Source organism: Corynebacterium pacaense, from assembly GCF_900169525.1.
GTDB lineage: Bacteria > Actinomycetota > Actinomycetes > Mycobacteriales > Mycobacteriaceae > Corynebacterium > Corynebacterium pacaense.
In genome coordinates, this window is sequence record NZ_LT821240.1 from 108,185 (window position 1) to 134,380 (window position 26,196).

General features: G+C 63.7%; 20 protein-coding genes. 15 read left to right on the forward strand and 5 right to left on the reverse strand.

The features are described from left to right. Window positions 1-5 precede the first annotated feature (5 nt). The 7 genes from ruvB (at window position 6) to B7E02_RS07700 (ending at window position 9,462) form a co-directional block, all read left to right on the forward strand. Entirely contained in the window at window positions 6-1,088 is a 1,083-nt protein-coding gene (ruvB, locus tag B7E02_RS07670) for a Holliday junction branch migration DNA helicase RuvB (RefSeq protein ID WP_080794708.1), read from the forward strand. Window positions 1,089-1,181: 93 nt separating this feature from the next. After that, window positions 1,182-1,499 (forward strand): preprotein translocase subunit YajC, encoded by a 318-nt coding sequence (gene yajC, locus B7E02_RS07675; RefSeq protein WP_080794710.1) that lies wholly within the window; start codon window positions 1,182-1,184, stop codon window positions 1,497-1,499. Window positions 1,500-1,804: 305 nt separating this feature from the next. Further along, the gene (gene secD / locus B7E02_RS07680) at window positions 1,805-3,679 is read left to right on the forward strand and encodes a protein translocase subunit SecD (protein ID WP_080794711.1); all 1,875 of its coding nucleotides are present in this window, start codon (window positions 1,805-1,807) and stop codon (window positions 3,677-3,679) included. A gap of 2 nt (window positions 3,680-3,681) precedes the next feature. Further along, window positions 3,682-4,839 carry a protein translocase subunit SecF gene (secF, locus tag B7E02_RS07685; protein WP_080794713.1) on the forward strand — a complete coding sequence of 386 codons (1,158 nt, stop codon included), beginning with the start codon at window positions 3,682-3,684 and terminating at the stop codon, window positions 4,837-4,839. Window positions 4,840-4,997: 158 nt separating this feature from the next. Then, window positions 4,998-6,596 (forward strand): ABC transporter substrate-binding protein, encoded by a 1,599-nt coding sequence (locus B7E02_RS07690; protein WP_080794714.1) that lies wholly within the window; start codon window positions 4,998-5,000, stop codon window positions 6,594-6,596. After that, complete coding sequence (locus B7E02_RS07695) at window positions 6,593-7,150, forward strand: adenine phosphoribosyltransferase (protein ID WP_080794716.1); 558 nt, start codon at window positions 6,593-6,595, stop codon at window positions 7,148-7,150. Before B7E02_RS07690 ends, B7E02_RS07695 begins: the two co-directional genes overlap by 4 nt. A gap of 26 nt (window positions 7,151-7,176) precedes the next feature. Next, a complete protein-coding gene (locus tag B7E02_RS07700) occupies window positions 7,177-9,462 on the forward strand; it encodes a RelA/SpoT family protein (RefSeq protein WP_080794718.1) in 2,286 nt (761 codons plus the stop codon). An 84-nt stretch (window positions 9,463-9,546) separates the two neighbouring features. Here the strand turns inward: B7E02_RS07700 and B7E02_RS07705 are convergent, their stop codons facing one another. Together B7E02_RS07705 and B7E02_RS07710 are read right to left on the reverse strand one after the other, a co-directional pair. After that, window positions 9,547-9,828: a hypothetical protein gene (locus B7E02_RS07705; protein WP_080794720.1), complete on the reverse strand. Its 282-nt coding sequence runs from the start codon at window positions 9,826-9,828 to the stop codon at window positions 9,547-9,549. A gap of 344 nt (window positions 9,829-10,172) precedes the next feature. Beyond that, a complete protein-coding gene (locus tag B7E02_RS07710; RefSeq protein ID WP_080794722.1) occupies window positions 10,173-11,021 on the reverse strand; it encodes a peptidylprolyl isomerase in 849 nt (282 codons plus the stop codon). Between the two features lie 213 nt (window positions 11,022-11,234). Here B7E02_RS07710 and B7E02_RS07715 point away from each other — a divergent pair, with 213 nt between their 5' ends. Further along, window positions 11,235-11,891 (forward strand): MBL fold metallo-hydrolase, encoded by a 657-nt coding sequence (locus B7E02_RS07715; protein ID WP_080794724.1) that lies wholly within the window; start codon window positions 11,235-11,237, stop codon window positions 11,889-11,891. Window positions 11,892-11,905: 14 nt separating this feature from the next. Continuing rightward, window positions 11,906-13,195, forward strand: a complete 1,290-nt coding sequence (gene hisS / locus B7E02_RS07720) for a histidine--tRNA ligase (protein ID WP_080796848.1) — start codon at window positions 11,906-11,908, stop codon at window positions 13,193-13,195. 61 nt (window positions 13,196-13,256) lie between these two features. Here the strand turns inward: hisS and B7E02_RS07725 are convergent, their stop codons facing one another. Together B7E02_RS07725 and B7E02_RS07730 are read right to left on the reverse strand one after the other, a co-directional pair. Next, the gene (locus B7E02_RS07725; protein ID WP_080794726.1) at window positions 13,257-13,991 is read right to left on the reverse strand and encodes a CBS domain-containing protein; all 735 of its coding nucleotides are present in this window, start codon (window positions 13,989-13,991) and stop codon (window positions 13,257-13,259) included. A 4-nt stretch (window positions 13,992-13,995) separates the two neighbouring features. Continuing rightward, window positions 13,996-14,592: a TetR/AcrR family transcriptional regulator gene (locus B7E02_RS07730; RefSeq protein WP_080794728.1), complete on the reverse strand. Its 597-nt coding sequence runs from the start codon at window positions 14,590-14,592 to the stop codon at window positions 13,996-13,998. 174 nt (window positions 14,593-14,766) lie between these two features. On the opposite strand from B7E02_RS07730, the gene B7E02_RS07735 reads away from it, so the two are divergent. Beyond that, window positions 14,767-15,402: an ATP-binding cassette domain-containing protein gene (locus tag B7E02_RS07735; protein ID WP_080794730.1), complete on the forward strand. Its 636-nt coding sequence runs from the start codon at window positions 14,767-14,769 to the stop codon at window positions 15,400-15,402. Then, on the forward strand, window positions 15,402-17,375 hold the full coding sequence (locus tag B7E02_RS07740; RefSeq protein ID WP_080794732.1) for a YhgE/Pip domain-containing protein: 1,974 nt from the start codon (window positions 15,402-15,404) through the stop codon (window positions 17,373-17,375). The genes B7E02_RS07735 and B7E02_RS07740 overlap by 1 nt, the downstream gene beginning before the upstream one ends. A gap of 80 nt (window positions 17,376-17,455) precedes the next feature. Here the strand turns inward: B7E02_RS07740 and ypfJ are convergent, their stop codons facing one another. Next, window positions 17,456-18,337, reverse strand: a complete 882-nt coding sequence (ypfJ, locus tag B7E02_RS07745) for a KPN_02809 family neutral zinc metallopeptidase (protein WP_080794733.1) — start codon at window positions 18,335-18,337, stop codon at window positions 17,456-17,458. 220 nt (window positions 18,338-18,557) lie between these two features. Here ypfJ and aspS point away from each other — a divergent pair, with 220 nt between their 5' ends. From aspS to alaS, 4 genes are all read left to right on the forward strand, one after another. Continuing rightward, the gene (gene aspS / locus B7E02_RS07750; protein WP_080794735.1) at window positions 18,558-20,378 is read left to right on the forward strand and encodes an aspartate--tRNA ligase; all 1,821 of its coding nucleotides are present in this window, start codon (window positions 18,558-18,560) and stop codon (window positions 20,376-20,378) included. 258 nt (window positions 20,379-20,636) lie between these two features. After that, complete coding sequence (locus B7E02_RS07755; protein WP_080794737.1) at window positions 20,637-21,851, forward strand: phosphotransferase; 1,215 nt, start codon at window positions 20,637-20,639, stop codon at window positions 21,849-21,851. A gap of 6 nt (window positions 21,852-21,857) precedes the next feature. Beyond that, window positions 21,858-23,225, forward strand: a complete 1,368-nt coding sequence (locus tag B7E02_RS07760) for a replication-associated recombination protein A (RefSeq protein ID WP_080794739.1) — start codon at window positions 21,858-21,860, stop codon at window positions 23,223-23,225. Between the two features lie 121 nt (window positions 23,226-23,346). Beyond that, window positions 23,347-26,019, forward strand: coding sequence for an alanine--tRNA ligase (alaS, locus tag B7E02_RS07765; protein ID WP_080794741.1), 2,673 nt, complete (start codon window positions 23,347-23,349; stop codon window positions 26,017-26,019). Window positions 26,020-26,196 lie beyond the last annotated feature (177 nt).

Consider the following 26,196-nt stretch of genomic DNA (forward strand, 5'->3'; position numbering starts at 1 on the left):
CAATCATGGCTGACATCGAACGCACGGAGTTCGAGATTCCCGGCGGTATCCCCCGGCGGAGCGGTGGTCGACCGCAGGATGCGAGCATCGACGCACAGCAGCAGCCGGGTGAGGCCGAGGCCGAGGTGACGCTGCGCCCGAAATCCATCGAGGAGTTCATCGGCCAACCCAAGGTGCGCGATCAGTTGACGCTGGTGCTCACCGGAGCCAGGAAAAGGGGAGTGGTGCCCGATCACGTGCTGCTGTCGGGCCCACCCGGGCTGGGCAAGACCACGATGGCCATGATCATCGCCCAGGAACTGGGTGCGAGCCTGCGAATGACCTCGGGACCCGCACTGGAGCGGGCCGGGGACCTCGCGGCGATGCTGTCGAATCTTATGGAGGGCGACGTCCTGTTCATCGACGAGATTCACCGTATCGCGCGTCCTGCCGAGGAGATGCTCTACATGGCGATGGAGGATTTCCGCATCGACGTGATCGTGGGAAAGGGGCCGGGTGCGACATCGATCCCCCTGGAAATTCCGCCGTTCACCCTGGTGGGTGCGACCACCCGCTCGGGCATGCTGACCGGGCCGCTGCGGGACCGTTTCGGCTTCACCGCCCAGATGGAGTTCTACGATGTCGAGGATCTGACGCGGGTGGTCAAGCGAACGGCACGCATCCTCAGCGTGCCCATCGACGATGACGCGGCGGTGGAGATCGCCTCGCGGTCCAGGGGGACACCGCGAATCGCCAACCGCCTGCTGCGCAGGGTCCGGGACTTCGCCGAGGTGCACGCCGACGGTCGTATCACCCTCGGTGCCGCCAATGCGGCCCTGATCGTCTTCGATGTCGATGAACTCGGTCTCGACCGGCTCGACCGTGCGGTGCTCGACGCCCTGATCCGTGGACACGGCGGTGGGCCCGTCGGTGTCAACACCCTGGCCGTTGCGGTGGGCGAGGAGCCAGCCACCGTGGAGGAGGTCTGTGAACCCTATCTGGTGCGCGCCGGAATGATCGCCCGCACGGGTAGAGGGCGGGTGGCCACCGCCACCGCCTGGCGGCACCTGGGCCTGGAGCCTCCCGAGGGCACGATCGGCGACTACTAGGAGCAACCCCGCACGGTTCATCCCGGCCGGGGTGGATCCGAACCCGCCTCCCGGCTGGCCGACGCGGGCCGGGGTCTGGCAAAGTGGAACATCATGGAACTCCTTATTCTGATAGCACTGCTGTTGCTGCTCATCCTGCCGACCTTCATGCTCAACCGACGCCAACGCGCGCGGATGGCCGAGATCACCAAACTGCAGAACAACCTGAAGGTGGGCGACCGTGTGGTCACCACCTCCGGACAGCACGCCATAGTCGCCGACCTGCGTGGGGATCTCGTGGATCTCGAGATCGCCCCCGGGATTATCACAACCTGGGAAAAGATCTCCATTGTGCGGGTGGTCCCGCCCGCTGCCCCGGTGCAGCAGTCTGAGACGGAGACTCCGCCGATCCAGGAATCCGACAACAACTAGGCGGTGTAGCCGCTCCACCCTGCGCTGTTACCCGGTTCCGTGGGCATGTTCACAGGCACCGCGGTCATTGGAACCCCGGTCGATGGCGTACCATGTTTCAGGTTAAGTGCCTGTCCCCGGGAACCGGTCGGCTTCGACCCGGTTTCCGGAGTCTTTCTCTCCTTCAGGCGGACTCGGTCCCCCGGACCTGGTTCCTTCTGAATGCGGAACGGAATATCGGGAGCAGCTAACACACGTCAGCCCACCACGGTGCATCTGCACGGCTGGTGAACGATGCAGATTAATTCTTTATAAGGAGAGTTTTCTTGGCTCGGCAAAAAAAACGCGCCGCCAGCGCCTGGGAAGCGTGGCCCTCACGTGCGATTGCATTGTTTGTGCTCCTGCTTCTCCTGGTCTACGGCCTCGTATTTCTCACCGGCGACCGTTCGGCCTCGCTGAAACTGGGTATTGATCTGCAGGGTGGCACCCGGGTGACCCTGGTTCCCCAGGGCGAGGAACCGTCCTCGGACCAGCTCGCGCAGGCCCGCCTGATCCTGGAGAACCGTGTCAACGGCATGGGCGTGTCCGGGGCTAGCGTGGTCACCGACGGCAACACCCTGGTGATCACGGTCCCCGGAGAGGATACTGCCCAGGCGCAGGCGCTGGGGCAGACCTCCCAGCTGTTGTTCCGCCCCGTGGGCCAGGCCGGCGCCCCGGATCTCAACACCCTCATGCCGACGCTGGAGGAGATGGCGAACCGCTGGGTGGAGTACGGGGTGATCACCCAGGAGCAGGCCAACACCTCGCTGTCGGAGATGAACGCCGCGGTTGTCCAGAGCATCCAGGAGGGTGCCCCCGAGGCCGCGGCCCCGGAGGCACCGACCGTGACGGCGACCCCGCGTGAGGAACCCTCCAACTCGATCGAGGCGACGGAGCGCCGACAGGAGATCACCGAGATGCTCCGCGGTGACCGTCAGTCCACCGACGGAACCGTTCAGATCGCCGCCAGTTCCCTGATGCAGTGCGACAGCGGGGAGCTCGACCCTATCGCCGGAACCGATGACGCCCGGCTGCCACTGGTCGCCTGCGATCCGGCGGCGGGTGGTGTCTACATCCTGGATCCGGCCCCGCTGCTGATCGGCGAGACCGATGAGGAGAACGGCGCCCGGCTGACCGGCAATGAGATCGACACCTCCCGTCCGATCACCGGTGGCCTTAACGCCCAGACCGGTCAGATGGAGATCAACTTCGCCTTCAAGTCGGGTGACGGCGACCAGGGGTCGGCGACCTGGGCGAATCTGACCAACCAGTATCTGCAGCGGCAGGTCGCGATCACACTGGATTCTGAGATCATTTCGGCCCCCGTGATCCAATCCGCCACCCCGGTCGGCAGCGCCACCTCGATCACCGGCGATTTCACGCAGGCTGAGGCCCAGGAGCTGGCCAACAACCTCAAGTACGGCGCACTGCCACTGAGCTTCGCGGGAGAAAACGGTGAACGCGGCGGCACCACGACGACGGTGCCGCCATCCCTGGGCGCGGCCTCGCTGAAGGCCGGTCTCATCGCGGGCCTCGTCGGTCTCGCGCTGGTGGCCGTGTTCGTGTTCGCCTACTACCGGGTGTTCGGTGCGGTGTCGATCTTCACCCTCATCGCCTCCGGTGTCCTGGTGTACGGCTCCCTCGTCCTGCTGGGCCGGTGGATCGGCTACTCCCTCGATCTCTCCGGAATCGCCGGTCTGATCATCGGCATCGGCACCACCGCCGACTCCTTCGTGGTCTTCTACGAGAGGATCAAGGACGAGGTCCGCGAGGGCAGGTCCTTCCGTTCCGCGGCGCCACGTGCGTGGCAGAGGGCGAAACGCACCATCGTTACCGGCAACATGGTCACCCTCATCGGTGCGGTGGTCATCTATCTCCTGGCTGTCGGCGAGGTCAAGGGCTTCGCCTTCACATTGGGTCTGACCACCGTCTTCGACCTGCTGGTGACCTTCCTGGTGACCGCACCGCTGGTGATCCTGGCCTCCAGACGACCCTTCTTTGCCAAACCCGCGGTCAACGGCATGGGCCAGGTGTACAAGCTGGTCCAGCATCGCCGCGAGGTGGGTGAGCTGCCCTCCTCCGATTTCGCCCACGCAGCCGACACCCATGAACCATCCTCCACCGAAACCACCTCCGGTTCCGACGAGAAGGAGCTGAGTTAGTCATGAGCAGCACAATTGAGACCGAGAAGAAGTCGAAGGGCATTTTCACCAGCCTTTACACCGGTGAGGGTGGAATCGACTTCATCGGCAAGACCAGGTTGTGGTACTGGATCACCGGTATCCTGCTGGTCCTGTCCATCGTCTTCATCGCCGTCCGCGGATTCTCCCTCAGCATCGATTTCGAGGGCGGAACCAAGATGAACATGCCCGCCTCGGACTACAGTGTCGAGGCCGTCGACGAAACCTTCACCGAGGCCACCGGGGTCACCCCGGAGGCGGTCCAGATCGTCGGCTCGGGCGATGCACGCACCCTGGAGATCCAGTCCGAGCGGCTCAGCGATGAGCAGATCGAGGCCGCCCGTCTCGCGCTCTACGAGGAGTTCAGGCCACTCAACTCGGCGGGTCAGTCCACTCCGGACGCCATCGGCAACTCGACGGTCTCGGAGTCCTGGGGCTCGACGATCACCAAGCGGATGCTCATCGCACTGGTGGCCTTCCTCGTCCTGGCCGCCGTGTACATCGGTGTGCGACTGGAGCGGGAGATGGCCGTGGCCGCAATGGTGGCCCTGATCGTCGACGGTATCGTGATCGCCGGAATCTACGCGCTGATCGGCTTCGAGGTCTCACCCGCCACGGTGATCGGTCTGCTGACCGTGCTGACCTTCTCCATCTACGACACCGTCGTCGTTTTCGACAAGGTGCGCGAGAACACCGCGGGCTTCCTCGGTTCCACCCGGCGCACCTATTCCGAGCAGGCGAACCTGGCCGTCAACCAGACCTTCATGCGATCGATCTCCACGACTATCATCTCGGCGCTGCCCATCATCGCCCTGATGGTGGTCGCGGTGTGGATGATGGGCGTGGGCACGCTGAAGGATCTGGCACTGATCCAGCTGATCGGTGTCGTCGAGGGCACCTTCTCCTCGGTGTTCCTGGCCACCCCGATCCTGGTCAGCCTGATGAACCGCAAGCGGGAGGTCAAGCGCCACAACGCCGAGGTCCTCGCAGCCAGGCAGGGCGTCCCGCTTGTCGACGCCTCCCCGGGCAATGACGTACCCTCCGCGGAGGGTGCGGCCGGCACGAACGTCAAGCGTTCGGTCGCCGCACCGGTCGCCCCGGATCACCACACCGGGGGAACCTGGCGCCCGGGTAGATCCTGATCACCAACGGTCACCCATCCGATCCCGCCACCGACCCCAGCGTCGAAGGCGGGATTTGGGCCTTCATGGTGGCTGCGCCATATAATCAGCCCGACAGGGTTGACACCCACAAGCACGATGGAGAAGGCGGGAATCCTTAAAAAGTGTTGAAGAAGCGAATGGCGCAGGTCGGTGCTGCGCTCACAGCTGTGGCCGTGGCGCTCAGCGGCTGCTCGACCGGGGAACCGGATCCCACCCGGCATGAGATCAGCCATTTCGGTTACGCGGTCAATTCTTCCCTGGCCACCACCAACGCGGCATCCCTGCTCGGGGTGGCAACCGACGCCGCACTGCTCTCGGCACGCATCTACGCACCGGTCTATGTGCAGGGGCCCTCCGGTCAGATGATTCCCAACACCGATCTCGCCACCACCCAGGTGCTGCCCGGAGCCAACCGTCAGGTGATCTACACCATCAACCCCGAGGCGAACTACTCCGACGGGGAACCGGTGGTCTGCGATGATTTCCTGCTCGCCGCGAAGGCGGGAATGCTTCCCGCGGTGTTCAACGCGCATATTCCGCTGGCGGAGCAGATCGACCGCGTGGAGTGCAGCAGCGGCTCCAAGCAGGCGACCGTGGTGTTCAAGGGGGACCAGGGGGTGCGGTGGCGCCACCTGTTCGCCCAGGGCACCCTCCTGCCCGCCCACGCCATCGCCGCCAGAGCGAGGCTGACACTGGAGGAGCTGAACACGGCGCTGCGCACCAATGATCTCCAGACACTGGAGGAACCGGCCAGGATCTGGAATGACGGATTCAAACTCGACAACTTCGACCCCGAGCTCCAGGTATCCTCCGGGCCCTACAGGATCACCGGAGTGGGCGAGTTCGGTGAGGTGGAACTGGGCCGTAACGAACACTACAGCGGGGATCCGGCGGTGTTGGACCAGCTCGTGCTGTGGCCGAAGGGCTCGGATCACAACGCCCTGGCGGCGGCCGGAAACCTCCAGCTCGCCGATGTGGAGTCCTGGGCCAGCGCGGAGTGGGTCAACCGCGATGACCCGCTCAACCCCTATGACATCTCCGAGAAGGTCGGCGAGCTGACCGAACAGCTCACCCTCGCCTCCGCGGGGGTGTTCTATGCGCCGGAGGCCAGGCAGGCGTTCGCCGCCTGCGTCGACCAGGCGACGGTGGCGGCGGCGTCGTCAAGCGTCTCCGGTATCGCCGTGCCACCCGCGGACATCCAGACCGTCCACCTGGACAATCCGGTGGTGGCCCAGCTCGGTGATATCAGGGCGCGCTATGCGGAGGTGAACCCGACCCGGGCCGCGGCGCTGGCCGGAACGACGATCCGTATCGGTTATGACGGACCGGACACCCGCAAGGCGGCGATGGTCGAGGCGATCAGGCTCAGCTGTGAACCGGCCGGGATCACCGTCGTTGACGCCGCACACGAGGCGGTCAGCCTGAACGATCTCAGTCGCACGGTGGTTGCGGATTCGGGCTATGAGCAGTACACCGAGGGCAGCCTCGATGCCGTGCTGCGGGCGGTGGAGCCGAATCTGGAGTTTCCCTCGGTCAATTCCACCGGCGCCGATCCCGAGTCCACACGGACCGCCGAGGAGGCGGTGTGGGCCGAAATGCCGTCGATCCCGCTCGCCGCGCAGCCCCGTGTGTTTGTCATCGATCGTGGCGTGGGTAACGTGGTGGTCAATACCGATCTTTCAGGTATCGGATGGAACATGGACAGATGGTCCAGAAGTGAGGGAATGAACCGGTGACCACTACTGAGCGCACCACCCGTGAAAAGGCCCGTGAGGCACTGGAGAGCCGAACCCGTTATGTGGAGAACTTTCCCGTCGACGGCGTGCTCTTCGAGGACCTGACTCCCGTCCTCGCGGACCCCGAGTCATTCCGGCTCATCGTCGACGCCCTCGCCGAGGCCACTCAGAAGCTCGGCGCGGATGTCATCGGGGGCCTCGACGCCAGGGGCTTCCTCCTCGGTTCGGCCGTGGCCTACAAGCTCGGGGTCGGAATCCTCGCGATCCGCAAGAAGGGTAAGCTGCCCCCACCCGTGGTCACCCAGGAGTATGACCTCGAGTACGGCACCGCGGCTCTCGAACTTCCAGCCGAGGGACTTGATATCGGTGGTAGGAGGGTGGTTCTTGTCGATGATGTGCTGGCCACCGGCGGTACCCTCGGCGCAGCACGTAAACTGGTTGAATCCTGTGGCGGGCGTGTCACCGGATATGTTCTGGCCATTGAAGTGGACGGACTGAAGGGTCGCGAGAAGCTCGGTGACCTACCGGTTGAAGTCATTCGGGACCAGAGCTAGAGGATCTTGCGAAAGGCAACGGCACCATGAGTCTGGAGCGTCACCCACAGAAGTCGTCAATGGGCGTGCGCAGCATGTCCGCCAGGCTCGCACGCAGCCTCACCGGGAACCGGGTACGAACGAACCCCGTTCTGGATCCGCTGCTGAGCATCCACAGGCAGTTCCACCCCAAGGCCGATGCGCAGGTCCTTGAACGTGCCTACGCCACTGCGGAGAAGCTCCACGAGGGTGTCATCCGGAAATCGGGCGATCCCTACATCACCCACCCGCTCGCAGTGGCCACGATCGCGGCGGAGATCGGTATGGACACCACAACCCTGGTGGCCGCCCTGCTCCACGACACCGTGGAGGACACCGACTACTCACTCGACGATCTCACCCGGGATTTCGGTGAGGAGGTGGCCAGGCTTGTCGACGGCGTGACCAAACTGGACCGGGTCGCCCTGGGCGCCGCGGCGGAGGCTGAGACGATCCGGAAGATGATCGTCGCGATGAGCCAGGACCCCCGCGTGCTGGTTATCAAGGTGGCCGACCGACTGCACAACATGCGCACCATGCGCTTCCTGCCGCCGGAGAAGCAGGCGAAAAAGGCCCGCCAGACCCTCGAGGTGATCGCCCCGCTGGCACACCGCCTCGGCATGGCCAGCGTCAAGTGGGAGCTTGAGGATCTCTCCTTCGCCATTCTCTACCCGAAGAAGTACGAGGAGATCGTCCGCCTGGTGGCGGACCGTGCGCCCTCCCGCGACCGCTACCTCAAGGAGATCATCGATCTGGTCACCGCGGGCCTGAAGGAGAACAACATCAACGCCGAGGTGCTCGGGCGACCGAAGCACTACTGGTCGATCTACCAGAAGATGATCGTCCGGGGACGGGACTTCGATGACATCTTCGACCTGGTGGGCATCCGCATCCTGGTTGACAATGTCAACAACTGCTATGCCGCGATCGGTGTGGTCCATTCGTTGTTCAACGCCCTGCCCGGCAGGTTCAAGGACTACATCTCCTCGCCGCGCTTCGGTGTCTACCAGTCACTGCACACCACGGTGATGGGACCCGGGGGAAAACCCCTGGAGGTCCAGGCACGTACGCATGACATGCACTACAACGCGGAGTTCGGCATCGCCGCGCACTGGCGGTACAAGGAAACCAAGGGCAGCCACTCCGGTGAGCAGTCCGAGGTCGATCAGATGGCATGGATGCGCCAGCTGCTCGATTGGCAGAAGGAGGCAGCGGATCCCAACGAGTTCCTTGACAGCCTGCGCTACGATCTGACTTCCAAACAGATCTTCGTGTTCACGCCGAAGGGTGACGTAATCAACCTGCCGGTCAATTCCACCCCCGTCGATTTCGCCTACGCCGTGCACACCGAGGTCGGGCACCGGTGCATCGGGGCGAAAATCAACGGAAAGCTGGTGGCACTGGAGACCAAGCTGAAGTCCGGTGACCGCGTCGAGGTCTTCACCTCCAAGGATCAGAACGCCGGCCCGAGCCGGGGCTGGCAGGACTTCGTGGTCTCCCCGCGCGCGAAGGCGAAAATCCGTCAGTGGTTCGCCAAGGAACGACGTGAGGAGTACCTGGAGGCAGGGCGGGATTCCCTCGCGGTGGTCATCCAGCGCAGCGGACTACCCATGCACCGGCTGTTCACCGCCGCGTCGATGAAAACCGTGGCCACCGAACTGCACTACCCGGATGTGGATGCGCTCTACACCGCGATCGGCTCCGGATCTGTCTCCGCCCAGCATGTGACCAACCGGCTGATCGCCATCTTCGGTGATGAGGAGGATGCCGAGGACGCACTCGTCGCCCGCACGCCCTTCAGCGAACTGGTCAGTTCCCGTTCCCCTGTCACCGACAGTGAGAGCGGAGTCCTCGTCGAGGGAAGCCCCGACGTGCTGGCGAAACTGGCCAAGTGCTGCATGCCGGTGCCCGGTGACGAGATCTTCGGATTTGTCACCCGTGGCGGCGGGGTGTCCGTGCACCGCACGGATTGCACCAACGCCGAGAAGCTCCGTGAGGAACCCGAGCGCATGGTCGAGGTCTCCTGGGCCTCGGAGCGCACCGGTTCCGTGTTCTCGGCGACGCTGCAGATCGAGGCCCTGGACCGCTCGGGGCTGCTGTTCGAGCTCACCCGCGTGATCAACGAGCAGAAGGTTTCCGTGACGGCGATGAGTTCGCACAGCTCCGAGGACCATGTGGCGATGGTGCGTTTCACCTTCGCCGTCTCCGATACCAAGCAACTGGGTTCACTGATGACCCAGCTGCGCAACGCCGAGGGTGTCTTCGATGTCTACCGCGTGACCTCGGGGGGCTGAGGGCCCACCCGGGACTAGGAAAAATCCTCCATCGACTGGTGTTCGATGGAGGATTTTTGTCTACCGGTATCCGCGGAAGGGAGTCTAACGGAAGAGGGTGTCCAACTTGGAGCTGAAGGTCAGGATCGTGGTGAGCACACCGATGACCGCGGTGATCAGCTTGATCCACTCATTGATCTCGCTGGTCTTAACTTCGGAGGATCCGGTGGAGGATGTGTTCTCCGAGGTGGTGGGAGTGGCGGTTACAGTCACCGTGGTGGGGACCGGAGTAGGGGTTTCGGCGAAGGCCGGAGCGCTGAGGGGAGAGATGGAGACGGCGGCAGCGGTGCCGAGGGCGACCAGAGTGGTGCGGGAGAAGAGCTTCATGATTCCTGGATCCTTCTATTCGAGGAGGTGAATTTCCCTGATCACCTTAATGCCGGGGACAGAGTGGTGCAAGCGTCTCGGGATCTAATTGTAAGGATTCTGTTATATTTGTGACCTGAGTCAACTAAAGCCATGGGAAAAAGCAGCTGTGATGGCAATTAAGGCCCTGTGAATAGAACTCACCGCTCGCTTCTACCTCACAACGGGGGTGGCTGCTGGCAGCATTTGTACAGCTTATTCACTCCCGGATCAGCTTTTGCCGACGGTACCGTCGATCTCGCCGAGTTCCGCTTGCACAAAGCCGCCCCCTGAGATAGGGGGCGGCTTCTGCTGAGCGGGGTGAATCAGGAACTAACCGTCGCGGTTTCTATGCGAACCTCCTCGGCCGGCGCTCCGTCGGATGCCCCGCCCTCGGCTCCGGCTTCGGCGATGGCATCAAGGGTTGCCAGGCCGGTCTCGTCGATCTGACCGAAGTAGCTGTACATCGGCGGCAGCGGGGAATCCTGGTAGTTGAGGAAGAACTGGGATCCGTTGGTGTCCCTGCCTGCGTTGGCCATGGCGATCGTGCCCCGTCCGTAGATCACCGGGGTGCTGGTGTCGCTTGCCTCGTCGGTGGGGAACTCATTGGGGAACTGGAAGCCCGGGCCGCCGGCACCGGTGCCGCTGGGATCGCCGCACTGCAGGACATGGATGCCGGAGGTGGTGATGCGGTGACAGACGGTGTCGTCGTAGAACTTCTCGGTGGCCAGGTGCTCAACGGCGTTGACCGTGCAGGGGGAGACCGAGCGGTCGAGTTCCATTCCGATGTCGCCCCGGTTGGTCTTCAGGGTCACGGTGGTGGTGCCGGTCGCCGGAACGTTCTCGGAGGTGGGGATGCTCACCTCGCGGGAGGCTTCACCCGCGCTGTCATAGGTGCAGGTCACCGTTTCCGCCAGCGGGGTGGTCCGACTGGTCGCCAGTGGCTGGTAGTCCACCTCGGTGGTTGTCGGAGCCGTGGATTCCTCTGCCGTGATGCTCTCATCATCGGTCGTCCGCGTCGCGGCGTACCAGATTCCGCCGACCACAACGAGGATCACGGCCAGGGATGCCGCCACGACCGTCAAGGGTTTGGTCTTCTCCCTACGGTCCCTGCTCCTGATTTCCTTCTCGAGCGAGGACAGTGCCTGTTCACGGCGTTCCTTGTTGTTAGTCACCAAAATCGCATCCCTTGGTTTTGTGCTATCTGCTTCAGATAATGGAGGTCGTTTTGAAAATCTTCATCATTGTAACCGTGGTGCAGGTGCTGTGGTGAATGCTGCCCGGGCCCCGGTGGCCGCAGCGCCCAGGAATCCGCTGAGCCTGGTCGGGGTGGCTGCGTCCCGGCCGCGGATTGGGGGCGGGTTCGAGTGGCGCTAGACTCATCGCGTATGGAGATTCTTGGATTCGCGGCCGGTCCGTACAAGACGAACTGCTACGTCGTCGTCGGGGACGGCGAGGTGGCCATCATCGATCCCGGGATGCACTCCCATGATGATCTGGTGGAGTACATCACAGGCAACGGCCTAGAGGTGGACAAGATCGTTCTCACCCACGGTCACATCGACCACACCAGGGATGCGGGGACCGTGGCCAGGCGCTTCAACGCCCCCGTCTACATCCACCCCGAGGATGCCTTCTTCCTCGAGGCCTACAAGGGATCGGGGTCAAAGACCGCGAACCTCTTCGACGCGGACAACATGGTCACCCCACCTGATCTCCGCGAGCTCCGCGACGGCGACATCATCACCCTGGCCGGAACCGAGTTCCGGCCGGCGCATGCACCGGGCCACTCGCCGGGGTGCACCCTCCTGGTCGGGGCGGAGTACTGCTTCTCCGGGGATGTGCTGTTCAAGGGCTCCATTGGAAGGACGGATTTCGAGTTCGCCGATGAGGAGCTGATGAACAGGTCCCTGCGTACCGTGGTGTTGCAGCTGGATGACTCCCTGCAGATACTGCCCGGTCACGGCCCGACCACCACGATGCGTGCGGAGAGAATGGGAAATCCGTTTCTCCGTGCCCTAACCCGGAGCACGGCAACGGAGTAGGTATCCTGAGCATGGTGAGCGAAAAGAACAGCAAAACCGAGAAGATCCAGCCCTTTTCCGCGCCCAAGGGTGTCCCTGACTACGTCCCGCCGACATCCGCGGCCTTCCTCGCGGTGCGTGATACCTTCATCACCCAGGCGCACCTCGCGGGCTTCGAGCACATTGAGCTTCCCATCTTCGAGGACACCGGACTCTTCGCCCGCGGAGTGGGCGAGTCAACCGACGTCGTGGCCAAGGAGATGTACACCTTCGCCGATCGGGGTGGTCGTTCCGTCACCCTTCGTCCCGAGGGCACCGCGGGTGTCGTGCGCGCCGTCATTGAGCACAACCTCGACCGTGGGCAGCTGCCGGTCAAGCTGAACTACGCCGGCCCCTTTTTCCGTTATGAACGTCCGCAGGCGGGCCGTTACCGCCAGCTCCAGCAGGTCGGCGTCGAGGCCATTGGTGTGGACGATCCGGCTCTCGACGCCGAGATCATCGCACTGGCCGACCGCTCCTACCGGGCACTCGGACTCTCCGGTTTCCGTCTCGAGCTGACCAGCCTCGGCGACCGGAACTGCCGTCCCGCCTACCGGAAGAAACTCCAGAAGTTTCTGTTCGCACTTCCCCTGGACGAGGAGACGCGCCAGCGCGCCGAGATCAATCCGCTGCGGGTACTTGATGATAAGCGCCCCGAGGTCAGGGAGATGACGGCGGACGCACCGCTCATGCTCGACTACCTCGACCCGGAGTGCCGCGTCCACTTCGAGACCGTGACCGGGCTGCTCGATGACATGGGCGTGCCGTACCAGGTCAATCCCCGGATGGTCCGCGGCCTCGACTACTACACCAAGACCTGCTTCGAGTTCGTCCACGACGGACTCGGAGCCCAGTCTGGCATCGGAGGGGGCGGTCGCTATGACGGTCTGATGGCGCAGCTGGGGGGTCAGGATCTCTCGGGGATCGGCTACGGGCTCGGGGTCGACCGCACCGTGCTCGCACTCGAGGCCGAGGGTGTCGGTGTCGGGCTGGACAGGCGCGTCGATGTCTACGGCGTCGCCCTGGGATCCGCGGCGAAGCGGGCGATGGCGGGAATTGTCAATCAGCTGCGCGTCAACGGAGTTGCGGCCGATATGTCCTATGGCGACAGGGGACTCAAGGGTGCGATGAAGGGTGCGGATCGTTCCGGATCCCGCTTCACCCTGGTTCTCGGCGATCAGGAACTTGAGGACGGAACCGTGGCGGTCAAGCACATGCAGACCCACGAACAGCAGCAGATCCAGCTGCATGAGGTGGTTGCCCACCTCAGGGCCCTGCTGTCCTGAGTTGCCTGACGACGCCGCACCACCGGCGCGTGGTGCGGCGTCGGGCGTCGACAAGCGGCTGCTACTTGAGGTCGACCAGTTCAATCAGCGCGCGCATGTCCCGGCCGCTGATGATCCGCAGCGGCTTCTGGTCGGCCTTGCCGTGCTCGGTGACGATGACGGACCAGGGGAGTGCGGGGCCCGTCATGGTGTCGATGACCTCCTGGGCTGTGGCCGTCCGCGACATGAACACCGCGGTGTCGGAACTCTCCGCATAGTCGAGCACCTCTCCCACCGTGCCCGCGTCCAGGCGCGAATTGTCCTGGAGATCGGCGGCAACCCACCGTGCGATGGTGTTGGTGGTCAAAAGGGCCACATAACCGGCATCCCCGTACACCGGAAACTGGGAGATCTCCGTGGTGCGGATGATGCTCAGGGCATCCCGGATCGGATCGCCGAGCTGCAGCGAGCGCACGTTCTGGTGGGGTAGCCGCTCCAGGGCGATCGGGGGATGCAGCAGCAGATCCCTGATCTGCACGATCGTGGCCACGGTATCCGGACGCGGGTCAGCGATCGGTCTGAGATTGTCATAGGGGCCGTGGCTGATGGCGTTGCGCAGTTCGGCGAAGGCGTCCAGCGCCGCGGCCTGGTTGGCCGAGATCAGGTGCTTCTTCTCCGCGAGACGCACCATCCATCTGAAACCATCTGATCGCCTGGCGCTGAGCTTCGCCCTCAGATGGGCCTCGATATCGTTGAAAGCGGCCAGAAAGGCGATGGCGAGATCCGGACCGTCCACCCGTGGGTGCTGCTCGTTCATGCCCTTAGACTCTAGTGTCTCCGGCGGGGGGCAGGGAGGCGATCCCGTGTTCGAGACCGGTGAGGAAGATTCCCAGGAGACGTCGGGAGGACCCCGGGCTGAGATCCTGAACCGCCTGCACCGGCGGTCGCGAGGTGGTGAACAACCCGACGATGTAGGTGCTGGCGTCGATGTCGGGGTGGATGATCCCGTGCTTCTGACCGAGCGATATGAGAGTGGCGGTCCGGTTCTTCATCTCCCGTCTCAGCGTTGACACCTTCGGGGGCAGCTCATCGAGGGAGTTGGGGGCCAGGCCCGGGACGAGGATGCCGACTCCCATCTCCACCATGTCCACGTTGAAGGAGTACCAGGTCGATCTGGGCGCGGCGTCGAAGGATGCTATCGCCGCGTCCTGGAGCGTGATCGCCTTGTTGAACAGGTGCTCGGCGCAGGCCATGTCCAGGGCGCTGCGATCGGGGAAGTTCCGGTAGACGGTCGCGATGCCGACACCGGCCTGCTGCGCGACCTGCTCGAGCGTGACAGAATCGTGTCCATGGCTTCGAAACAACGCGCACGCTGTGGTGATGATGAGATCGCGGCGTCTTCGGGCATCGGCACGCATGGTGGTCCCTGCTTCCGGTTGACATGAGGGGGTGAATTCTCATTATGATGGAACACCAGTAACTGATAGTCAAACCTCCGCTTTGTGGCGGGGGTGGGTACCAGACAGTAGTCCGACGCAGCAGGGCCGATCGCCCGCTGTGAAAGACCCCGATCAAAGAAATCTGAAACATATATGGATCCATCCATCCTCCACACCAGCTCCCTGAGCATCCACGGCAGATCATTCGTCGATGTTGATGTCGAGCAGGGACTGACGCTGCTCACCACCGCACGCGAGGCGTCCTCGAGCTCCTATTCGCTCGTGCTATCCGGGCGCATGCGACCGGACGCGGGGACCGTCCTGCTCGACGGAACCCCCGCGAAGGCCAGACAGCTCGCCCGGCACATCGCCCTCGCCGGTGTCACCGAGATCGACTCCCTGGAACGGCTGGTGACCGTCCGCGCGGTGGTCCGCGAGCAGATCGCCTGGGCGAGCCCCTGGTACCGCCTCGTGCCCCGTGCGATCGACCAGGACAGCTCATGGCGGCACTACTCAGAGATGCTGGGCCTGGATCTCAACCCGGGAACCCTGGTAGGTGACCTGGACGTGGGGCAGCGCTTCCTGCTGCGGGTGGCGCTCTCGCTGATCTCCCGGCGCGATCCGAAGCTCCTCGTGGTCGACGACCCGGATCAGGTCCGCAGCATGCAGCTGCGCAGCGAGATCCTCTCCCGACTCAAGGAGGTCTCAACGGCTGTTCCCGTCCTGGTGGTTTCCACCAATCCGGATTTCGACGGCATCGCCGATGCCACAGAGGAGGTCGCGGCATAATGTCCCTGTTGCACATGGGAACCGAGCTCACGCGCTTCGCCAGGGGGAAACTCCCACCCCTGGGTTTCGTTGTGGTCATGCTTCTGCCGCTGCTCTTCGGTGGCGTCTTCGTCTGGGCCTACTATGACCCGATTTCAGGACTGTCGAAGCTGCCCGTGGCCGTGGTCAATCAGGACGACGGGGTCACGCTCTCCGAGGAGGCGGGCGGAGGTCAACTCAACGCCGGTGAACAGGTGGTCCAGCAGCTTGAACAGCTCGACACCATCCATTTCATCCCGGTCAGCGCCGATGACGCCCGCGAGGGCATCAATGACGGCACCTACTACTTCGGCATCGAGATCCCCTCCGATTTCAGTTCCTCCATCGCGAGTGTGACCACGGACAGCCCGCAGCAGGCGACGGTGAACGCTGTGTTCAACAACTCCAACGGCTTCATCGCCTCAATGCTGGGAAACCAGGTGGTCAACACCGTGATCAGCACAATGGACGGAGAATTCGGCGCCCAGGTTGTGGATAACATCCTGGTGGGATTCTCCACCATCGGGGACGGAATGAACCGGGCCGCCGACGGCGCGGGCCAGCTCGCCGACGGCGCATCTTCCGCCCAGGACGGCGCGGGCCAGCTCGCCGACGGCGCGACCCAGCTCCATGACGGGATCCTCAGCGGACAGAGCGGGGCGAATCAGCTTGCCGACGGCGCGGCCGCCCTCGACACCGGGCTGGGCACGGCTGCCAGCGGCAGCCAGCAACTCAGTGACGGACTGAACACGCTGTCCGCCGGAACCCGTCAGCTCGGTACCGGCGCCAGTGCCGTCTCCCAGGGCGTCGATACGCTTGTTTCCACCGTTTCCCCGCTTATCAACATCAGCACACAACTGCGTGCGAGTGGAGTTCCGGGTGCGGCGCAGATTGCGGACCAGATCGACCACACCATCGCCGAGGCGGCGGGGGGTGCGGATCTCAATGCGCAGTTGGAAACCCTGCGCGCCGGTGCCGCCCAGATCGCCGATGAACTGGACAACCCTGCCTCGACCTACCGTGCGGGTGTGGACAGTGCCGTCAGTGCCTCCGCTCAGTTGGCGGCGGGTCTGGCGCAGCTCAAGGATGGATCCTCGCAGCTCAGCGTCGGTGCGCGGACTCTCGCCGACGGCACGGGTCAGCTGGCGGCCGGTTCCGAGCAGCTCGTTGTCGGCGCCGCGGCGCTGCGTGACGGTACGGTCCAACTGGATGAGGGGTCCGGGCAGCTCGCGCTGCAGCTGTCCCAGGGTGCCGAAAAGATCCCAAGCTTCGCCGACAACGCGGGTCAGACCATCTCGACCCCGGTGGGCACCAGGCAGGACGGCGACATCACACCGAAGTTCGGTATCGGACTCTCGCCCTTCTTCATGTGCGTCGGTCTCTTCATGGGAGCAACGGTCACCTGGATGCTGATCCATCCGCGCCTGCGCAGGGCCCTGGATTCCCCGATGGGTGGCTTCCGTGGGACTCTGGCCAGCTACCTTCCGGGCATGCTGATGGGAACCGGTCAGGCGAGCGTGATGTGGTTGGTGCTGAACTTCCTGCTCGATCTCAACCCGCAGCATCACCTTGGTCTGTGGATCTCCATGGTGGCCATCTCCTGGGTGTTCGTATCCATCACCCACATGTTCAACAACGTGGCCGGTCCGACCGCGGGCCGTGTGCTGTCCATCGTGCTGATGTCCTTCCAGCTGGTGGCCTCCGGTGGACTCTATCCACCGGAGACCCAGGCGGCGTTCTTCCGCTGGTTCCACCACTATGATCCGATCACCTACGCGGTCAATCTCATCCGGCAGATGATCTTCAACCCCGATCCCAGCGGTGATCCCCGGTTCATGCAGGCGATCATCGTGCTGGCCTTCGTGTGGGCGCTCATGCTCGCGATCTCCTCGGTGGCCAACCGAATGAACAAGGTGCTCACGATGAAGGATTATCACCCGGAACTCAGCATTTAGCGGGAGCCGGGTCGGCTACCTGTGGGATCCCGGTTGGGTCTTCTGGGCTGGGCAGCCTGAGAGATGGGGCGGGTGGGCGCTCAGGAGCGGTAGACCCCGCGTTGCAGGAAGTCGCAGGAGCTCATCTTTCCGGTGGTGTAGCCGGAGAGGAAGGCATCCCTGCGCTGCTGGGATGAACCATGGGTCCAGGTCTCAGGGTTGACCTGGCCGCCTGAACGTTCCTGGATATTGTCATCTCCGACCGCACCGGCCGTGGTGAGCGCGCTGTCGAGCTGGTCCTCGGTGATGGGTTCCAGCATCCGGTCCGGCCCCTTGTCCGCGTAGCTCGCCCAGATTCCGGCATAGCAGTCGGCCTGGAGTTCGAGCTTGACGGCGTTGGAATCCCGGCCGGGGTCATTGTAGTTGGACAGTCCGAGGGTCCCCTCCAGCTTCTGAATGTGGTGGCCGTACTCATGGGCCACGATATACATCTGCGCCAGGGGCGCGTTCTCACCGCCGAACTGCCGCATTTGTTCGAAGAAGCTCAGATCGAAATAGGCTGTCTCATCCCCGGGGCAGTAGAAGGGCCCCGTCTGCGCCGAAGCCAGCCCGCAGCCGGTCTGCACGGAGCTGTTGAAGATGTCCAGCGTGGGCTCGGTATAGGTGATCCCCGCCTGCTTCGGCAGCTGCTGCTCCCAGACCTCGTTGACCGAGAATGAGGTGTAGTACAGCCGGCAGTTGTCGTCGGTATTGGCATCCTCACCGGTCCGGCAGTTGTCAAAATTGCCACCGGATTCAATCTCGCCCTGTTGTTCCTGGTCCTGCCCCAGGATGCTGCCCACCTGCCCCGGATCCCCTCCGAGCAGGAGAAAGAGGCCGACCAGCAGGAGTCCACCGAGGCCACCGCCGACAGCCAGACCGCGACCCCCGCCGCTCCTACGCGCATTTCCGCCTGAACGGGAAACATCTCCACGAAAAGTCATGATTGAATCATTGCACAAGGGGTGGACGCACATCACGGTAGCTTGAAAAGTATCGGTCCCCTCGACCTTGGGCGCCTCGTTCTCCGTTGGCCGGACCCGGCGAGTACAATGCCATTGTTGCCTGTCTCCGGTTGGTCTCCGCCATTGCCCGGCGTCCCCGGAAGACCACAGAACGTTAGGCGTCGATAGAAATTACTCCAAGTGGAAGGACTCCGTACACGTGCTGCGCACTCATCTCTCAGGCGAGCTTCGTAAGGAAAATGCCGGTCAGACAGTCACTCTGACCGGCTGGGTAGCCCGTCGCCGTGACCATGGTGGCGTGATCTTCATCGATCTGCGCGATCGCTCCGGTATTGCCCAGGTGGTGTTCCGCAATGAGGATCTCGCCCACCGTGCCCACGCGCTGCGAAGTGAGTTCGTCCTCCGCGTCACCGGCGTGGTTGAGAAGCGCCCCGAGGGCTCCGAGAACCCGAACCTGCCTTCCGGTGATGTCGAAGTCAACGTTACCGATTTCGAGGTGCTCAATGAATCGGCTCCGCTGCCGTTCCAGATTGAGGATGCCTCCTCCTCCGGCGAGGTGGGGGAGGAGACACGGCTGAAGTACCGGTACCTCGACCTGCGACGCCCGGCACAGGCCGAGGCGCTGCGCCTGCGCTCGAGGGCGAACCAGGCAGCCCGCAGCGTTCTCGATTCCCATGGATTCACCGAGATCGAGACCCCCACCCTGACGCGTTCGACGCCCGAGGGGGCCCGTGACTTCCTCGTCCCCGCCCGTCTGCGTCCCGGTACCTTCTACGCCCTCCCGCAGTCACCGCAGCTGTTCAAGCAGCTGCTCATGGTTGCCGGTATGGAGCGGTACTACCAGATCGCACGCTGCTACCGCGATGAGGATTTCCGCGCGGACCGTCAGCCGGAGTTCACCCAGCTCGATGTCGAGATGAGCTTCGTCGACCAGGATGATGTCATCTCGCTCGCCGAGGAGATCATCGCCGCGGTCTGGAAACTGATCGGATACGAAATCCCCAGGCCGATACCGCGCATCACCTACGCGGAGTCCATGCGCCGGTTCGGTTCCGATAAGCCGGATCTGCGTTTTGATATTGAGATCACCGAGTGCACGGAATTCTTCCAGGACACATCCTTCCGCGTGTTCAAGAACGAGTACGTCGGAGCCGTCGTGATGCAGGGTGGGGCCTCCCAGCCGCGCCGTCAGCTCGATGCCTGGCAGGAGTGGGCGAAGCAGCGTGGCGCCAAGGGGCTGGCCTACATCCTCGTCGGTGAGGATGGCGAGCTCTCCGGACCGGTGGCCAAGAACATCACCGACGCCGAACGCGCGGGCATCGCGGCACACGTCGGCGCGCAGCCCGGTGACTGCATCTTCTTCGCCGCAGGCGAAACCAAGTCCTCGCGTGCACTGCTGGGGGCGGCACGGGGCGAAATCGCCAGGAAGCTCGATCTGATCAGGGAGGGAGACTGGGCCTTCACCTGGGTCGTCGATGCCCCGATGTTCGAACCGGCCGCCGATGCCACCGCCTCGGGTGACGTCGCCCTCGGACACTCGAAGTGGACCGCGGTCCACCACGCCTTCACCTCCCCCAAGCCGGAGTTCCTCGATACCTTCGACACCAACCCGGGCGAGGCCAACGCCTATGCCTACGACATCGTCTGCAACGGCAATGAGATCGGTGGCGGATCAATCCGTATCCACCAGCGCGATGTCCAGGAGCGGGTGTTCAAGGTCATGGGCATCGGCGAGGATGAGGCCCGCGAGAAGTTCGGCTTCCTCCTCGATGCCTTCGCCTTCGGCGCACCGCCGCACGGCGGGATCGCCTTCGGGTGGGATCGAATCGTGTCACTGCTGGGGGGATTTGATTCCATCCGCGATGTCATCGCCTTCCCCAAGTCCGGAGGTGGAGTCGATCCGCTGACCGACGCCCCGGCACCGATCACGCCCCTGCAGCGCAGGGAATCGGGCATCGATGCCAAGCCGAAGGCAGAGCAGGACAAGGCGGAGCACTCCGAGACCGCCAGCCAGAAGTAGGCGGCGCGGTTCCCCGACACCGGGGGTGAAGTCTGCCAAGTCACCTTCACCCCTCCGCGGTGGTCGGTACCATAGTTGGGGTTGTGGTTGCGTTCCGGTCCTTGGTGGAGCCTTGGCACCGACCCCGCGCGCCAGGACCGGGAGGACAATCCCGGACCACCCGCTAAGACAGAGACATTCCAGTTTATGTGTCTCCTCCTGATGGAGCAGGGTGCGCACCGGACCCGCACCGAAGTACCTCTGAAGGAGAAGACACCAATGCTGAGTAACGAAGAGATCGTCGAGATCGCCGAGGAACTTCTAGCCAAACGCTACGGCGGAACCCAGCACCTCACCGAGATCGAACAACTCAACGGTTCCGGGACCGCCGCGGTTCTGCGTGCACGGGTGGCTAATTCACCCTTCCTGCAGCAGCGTTCCGTCGTATTGAAATACGTTCCGGCGACCGGCGACCTCTTCGATGATTCCGCACTGGTGCGCGAGGTTGTGGCCTACCAATTCACCACATCGCTGAGCGAGGACGTTCGCCCCGGACCGGTTCTTCTGGCCTATGACATTGATCAGCGGATCATCGTCATTTCGGATTCCGGCAACGGTGACACCTTCGCCGATCTCCTGGACCAGCGTACCGGGGATCAGCGCATGCAGATCCTGCGCAACCTCGGTCAGGCTCTGGGCAGCCTCCACGCCGCCACCGCCGACCGCGAGGCCGATTTCGATACTCTCATGACACGCATGCTCGCTAAGTACCCCGCGACCGCCGAGATGCAACGGCGCAGGGACAGCCTGTTCCCGGGTTCGATCGACGCGGGACTGCAGTTGCTGCGCGCCTCCGGGATCGGTATTCCACCCGTGGTCGAGGAGTTCGCGGGCAACGCCAAGCGTCGACTGATCTCCGGGCGCCACCGTGCATTCACGCCCTTTGATCTCTCCCCGGACAACATCATCGTGGCCGAGCGGACCCACTTCCTCGACTATGAGGTGGCGGGCTTCCGGGACGCGACCTTTGACGTCGCCTGCGTGATCGCCGGTTTCCCGCAGTTCATTTTCAGCCATCCCATCACCGATGATGAGGTCGACGAGCTCACCGACGCCTGGGTCCAGGAGGTCAGGGGAATCTGGCCGAATGTCAACAACGAGGATCGCCTGCAGGCCCGGATCGTCACCGCGTTGATCGGCTGGGCGCTGTCAAGCGTGGCACTGATGCATCTGGGATCGATGTCCAACGTCCTTACCGCCGTTGCGGAGTCCGAGGAGGGGCGCTCGGTCTTTGAGGAAGGTGCCATCGAGGACAGCGCGGTTCCGCGCAGTGAGCACGATGACGAGTTGGTCCGTCGGGACCTCTGCGAAACCTACACCGCCCTCCAGCGTTACGCCTCCCGTGGTGCGGATACACGGTTCGCGGTGGTTGCGGCATTCGCGAAGGAAGTGGTCGGCTACCTCACCGACTTCAGGGCTTCCGGACTGGCCTGAGGATACATGGCCCAGGATTCACTATTTGAAGCGCCGGGTTCCGGCCCCGGTGGGGAGGATTCGCGATCCGAGCGCGCGCAGCGGTACTTTCATCCCGGTGCCCATGCCCCTCTTGCAGCCCGGATGCGTCCGCGCACGCTGGATGAGGTGGTCGGTCAGGAGCATCTGCTCGGGGCCGGTCGGCCACTGCGCAGGCTGATCGAGGGGTCCGGTGAGGCCTCGGTCATCCTCTACGGCCCCCCGGGAACGGGCAAGACGACAATCGCTTCGTTGATTTCAGCCGCGACCGGTGACCACTTCATCGCGCTGTCCGCGTTGAGTTCGGGGGTCAAGGAGGTCCGCGCGGTGATCGACCGCGCCCGTACCGACCTCATCCACGGTGTCCGGACCGTGCTCTTCATCGATGAGGTCCACCGCTTCTCCAAGACCCAGCAGGATGCGCTGCTGTCCGCGGTGGAGAACCGAACCGTGCTCCTGGTCGCCGCAACCACCGAGAACCCCTCCTTCGCGGTCGTGGCGCCGCTGCTCTCACGGTCCCTCATCCTCCAGTTGGAGACACTGTCCGAGGATGATATCCGCACGGTGGTCGACAGGGCGCTGGTTGACCCGCGCGGACTCGCGGGCCGCGTGAGGGCGACTTCGGAGGCCGTCGATCAGCTCGTGCGCCTGGCAGGCGGTGATGCGCGGCGGGCACTGACCTACGTCGAGGCGGCGGCCGAGGCGGTTGCAGAGGGCGGTGAGATCACCGTGGACACGGTGAAGTCGAATGTGAACAGGGCCATCGTCCGCTACGACCGCGATGGAGATCAGCACTATGACATCGTCAGCGCCTTTATAAAGTCCATTCGGGGATCGGACGTCGACGCCGCGCTGCACTACCTCGCGCGGATGATCGATGCCGGGGAGGATCCACGCTTCATCGCCCGCCGCCTGGTGGTCCACTCGAGCGAGGACATCGGAATGGCCGATCCGGCCGCCCTCCAGATCGCGGTCGCGGCGGCGCAGGCCGTCCAGCTGATAGGGATGCCCGAGGCACGGATCAACCTCGCCCAGGCCACCATCTACCTGGCCACCGCACCGAAGTCGGCGTCGGTGATCAGGGCGATCGATGCCGCGCTTGACGACGTGAAAAGAGGGCGGATCGGCACCGTTCCAGCCCACCTGCGGGACGGGCACTACGAGGGTGCGAAGAAACTCGGGAATGCGGTCGGATACCGGTATCCGCACGATGACCCGCGCGGTGTCGTCCAGCAGGACTATCTGCCTGAGGAGTTGCGGGAGGCGGTGTACTACCAGCCCACCGAGCACGGCGGTGAAAAGCGCATTTCGGGCTACCTGGGTAGACTCCGGCGAATAATCCGGGGCGCAAAATAGCCCGGATTGAGGCGCGGACGGCAAAGGAAGGTAATGTGGCTGCTTGTCACATACGGTGTCCAACCCCGTCCCCGAACGGGGTGCACCATTTAGCCGAGAAGTCGAAAGGCAGGTTACCGCTGTGCAGACCCATGAGATCAGGGAGCGCTTCACCAATCACTTCGTCAGGGCCGGACACCAGGCGGTCCCGAGCGCTTCGCTGATTCTCGATGATCCGAACCTGCTCTTCGTGAACGCGGGCATGGTGCCGTTCAAACCCTATTTTCTCGGTCAGCAGACCCCGCCGTTTGCCAACGGCACGGCGACCTCCATTCAGAAGTGCGTGCGCACCCTCGACATCGAGGAGGTGGGGATCACCACCCGCCATAACACCTTCTTCCAGATGGCGGGCAACTTCTCCTTCGGCCAGTACTTCAAGGAGGGTGCCATCACCCATGCCTGGACGCTGCTGACCGGTTCCCTGGACGACGGCGGGCTCGGCCTGGATCCCGATCGGCTGTGGGTGACCGTCTATCTCGATGACGATGAGGCCGCCGAGATCTGGAAGAAGAAGGTCGGTGTTCCGGCCGAACGCATCCAGCGGCTGGGCATGGCTGACAACTACTGGTCCATGGGTATTCCCGGCCCTTGCGGCCCCTGCTCGGAGATCTACTATGATCGCGGACCGGCCTACGGGGTCGAGGGTGGCCCCGTCGCCGATGACAACCGGTACATGGAGATCTGGAACCTGGTCTTCATGGAGAAGGAACGCGGAGCCGGACTGGGCAAGGACAACTTCGAGATCGTCGGCGATCTTCCGAAGAAGAACATTGATACCGGTCTCGGCGTCGAACGTGTGGCCTGCATCCTGCAGGGGGTGGAAAACGTCTACGAGACCGATCTGCTCCGCCCCGTCATCGACGTGGCCGAGGATCTTTCCGGCTCCCGGTATGGCAGTCAGCAGCAGTCGGATATCCGGTTCCGGGTCATTGCCGATCACTCCCGCACGGGAATGATGCTCATACTCGACGGTGTCACACCTGGCAACGAGGGGCGCGGGTACATCCTGCGCCGTCTGCTGCGCAGGATCATCCGTTCGGCCCGGCTCCTCGGAGCCACCGGGGAAACAATGGAGGCGTTCATGAACACCATCATGGACACCATGACGCCGTCCTACCCGGAGATTTCGGACAACCGCGAGCGGATTCTCCGGGTCGCCATCACCGAGGAGCGGGCCTTCCTGAAGACTCTGGTTTCCGGAACCCATCTCTTCGAGGAGGCGGCGGCCGAGATCAAATCGGCCGGCGGACGCGCGGTCGACGGCCCCCGCGCCTTCGCCCTTCATGACACCTACGGTTTCCCCATCGATCTGACTCTCGAGATGGCCGCGGAGGCCGGTCTCGAGGTCGACGTCGAGGGCTTCGAATCGCTGATGGCGACGCAGCGGGAACGCGCCAAGGCCGATTCCCGGGCCAAGAAGCACGGGCACGCCGACCTGTCGATCTACCGCGAATGGGTGGACAACAATCCCACCGTCTTCACGGGCTTTTCCGAGCTTGAATCCCAGGCACGCGTGCTCGGCATCCTCTCCGGCGGCGTCAGGGTCTCCGAGGTGGGACAGGGCCAGGAGGTCGAGGTGATCCTCGACCATTCCCCGTTGTACGCCGAGTCCGGCGGACAGCTCGGGGACCGGGGCCACATCGTCGCCGGTGGAACCGTGCTCGAGGTACGTGATGTCCAGAAGATCGGCAAGAAGCTGTGGGTCCACAAGGCGGTCGTGGACAGCGGAGAGCTCGCCATCGGTGACGGCGTGGTCGCAAGCGTGGACCGCAAATGGCGGCACGCCGCCCGTCAGGCACACACCGCGACCCATCTCATCCATGCCGCGCTGCGCCAGGTTCTCGGGCCGACCGCGGTGCAGGCGGGTTCGATGAACAGGCCGGGCTACCTCCGCTTCGATTTCAACTACACCGAACAGCTCAGTCCGAAACAGATTGAACAGATCCAGGCAATCACCAACGAGGCCGTGGATTCGGACTGGAGCGTAAACACCATCGAAACCTCCCTGGAGGAGGCGCGTGCGATGGGTGCGATGGCACTGTTCGGCGAGAACTACGGCAGCACCGTGCGTGTCGTTGAGATCGGCGGCCCCTTCTCAATGGAACTCTGCGGTGGCACCCACGTGGCTCATTCATCCCAGATCGGCCCCGTGGCGTTGCTCGGCGAATCCTCGATCGGTTCCGGAGTGCGCCGCATCGAGGCGTACTCCGGTTTGGATTCCTTCAATTATCTGTCCCGGGAGCGCGCATTGGCCGAGGGGCTGGCCACCTCTCTGAAGTCTCCCTCAGAGGAGCTTCCCGAGCGGGTGGCCCAGCTGGTGGACAAGCTCAGGGCTGCGGAGAAGGAAATCGAGAACCTCCGTCGTGCACAGTTGGCGAATGAATCAGCCGGGCTGCTCGAGGCGACGGAGGAGATCGGTGGTGTCAGCGTCCTGCTGACCACCATGGACGCGGACACCTCCGCTGCCGATCTCCGCTCCGTCGCTACGACTCTCAGGGACCGTCTCGGGCAGCGCGAGGGCGTCGTGGTCCTCGCGGCCCCCTCCGCCGCCGGAGACAAGGTCCCGTTCGTGGTCGCGGTGACTGAACCGGCCGTGGCCCGCGGAATCAACGCAGGAAAGCTCGTCAATGTGCTGGGCACCTACCTCGAAGGTAGGGGCGGGGGCAAGGCCGACATGGCGCAGGGGTCGGGCTCCAGGGCGGAAGGTATCAACGCCGGTTTCAACGCTCTGCGCGATGAATTCGGAAACCTCTAGAATCGGGCTTTCCACCGGGCACCCGGATTTCACCTGTGGTTCACGTAGTATGATCACAAAACGATAACCAATCCGCGGAGGTCAAGGCGGAGTGCCCGTGGCCGACAGGTTAGTCCACACCACGGATTCCCCAGCTCAGATTGTGATCTGAATAGTCAACGCAGAAAGGCAGCCCGG

Bases quoted from the DNA above. Each gene is read 5' to 3' on its own strand.
- ruvB (WP_080794708.1), top strand. From the start codon at position 6: ATGGCTGACATCGAACGCACGGAGTTCGAGATTCCCGGCGGTATCCCC.
- yajC (WP_080794710.1), top strand. From the start codon at position 1,182: ATGGAACTCCTTATTCTGATAGCACTGCTGTTGCTGCTCATCCTGCCG.
- secF (WP_080794713.1), top strand. From the start codon at position 3,682: ATGAGCAGCACAATTGAGACCGAGAAGAAGTCGAAGGGCATTTTCACC.
- B7E02_RS07690 (WP_080794714.1), top strand. From the start codon at position 4,998: ATGGCGCAGGTCGGTGCTGCGCTCACAGCTGTGGCCGTGGCGCTCAGC.
- B7E02_RS07700 (WP_080794718.1), top strand. From the start codon at position 7,177: ATGAGTCTGGAGCGTCACCCACAGAAGTCGTCAATGGGCGTGCGCAGC.
- B7E02_RS07705 (WP_080794720.1), bottom strand. From the start codon at position 9,828: ATGAAGCTCTTCTCCCGCACCACTCTGGTCGCCCTCGGCACCGCTGCC.
- B7E02_RS07715 (WP_080794724.1), top strand. From the start codon at position 11,235: ATGGAGATTCTTGGATTCGCGGCCGGTCCGTACAAGACGAACTGCTAC.
- B7E02_RS07725 (WP_080794726.1), bottom strand. From the start codon at position 13,991: ATGAACGAGCAGCACCCACGGGTGGACGGTCCGGATCTCGCCATCGCC.
- B7E02_RS07730 (WP_080794728.1), bottom strand. From the start codon at position 14,592: ATGCGTGCCGATGCCCGAAGACGCCGCGATCTCATCATCACCACAGCG.
- B7E02_RS07735 (WP_080794730.1), top strand. From the start codon at position 14,767: ATGGATCCATCCATCCTCCACACCAGCTCCCTGAGCATCCACGGCAGA.
- B7E02_RS07740 (WP_080794732.1), top strand. From the start codon at position 15,402: ATGTCCCTGTTGCACATGGGAACCGAGCTCACGCGCTTCGCCAGGGGG.
- ypfJ (WP_080794733.1), bottom strand. From the start codon at position 18,337: ATGACTTTTCGTGGAGATGTTTCCCGTTCAGGCGGAAATGCGCGTAGG.
- B7E02_RS07755 (WP_080794737.1), top strand. From the start codon at position 20,637: ATGCTGAGTAACGAAGAGATCGTCGAGATCGCCGAGGAACTTCTAGCC.
- B7E02_RS07760 (WP_080794739.1), top strand. From the start codon at position 21,858: ATGGCCCAGGATTCACTATTTGAAGCGCCGGGTTCCGGCCCCGGTGGG.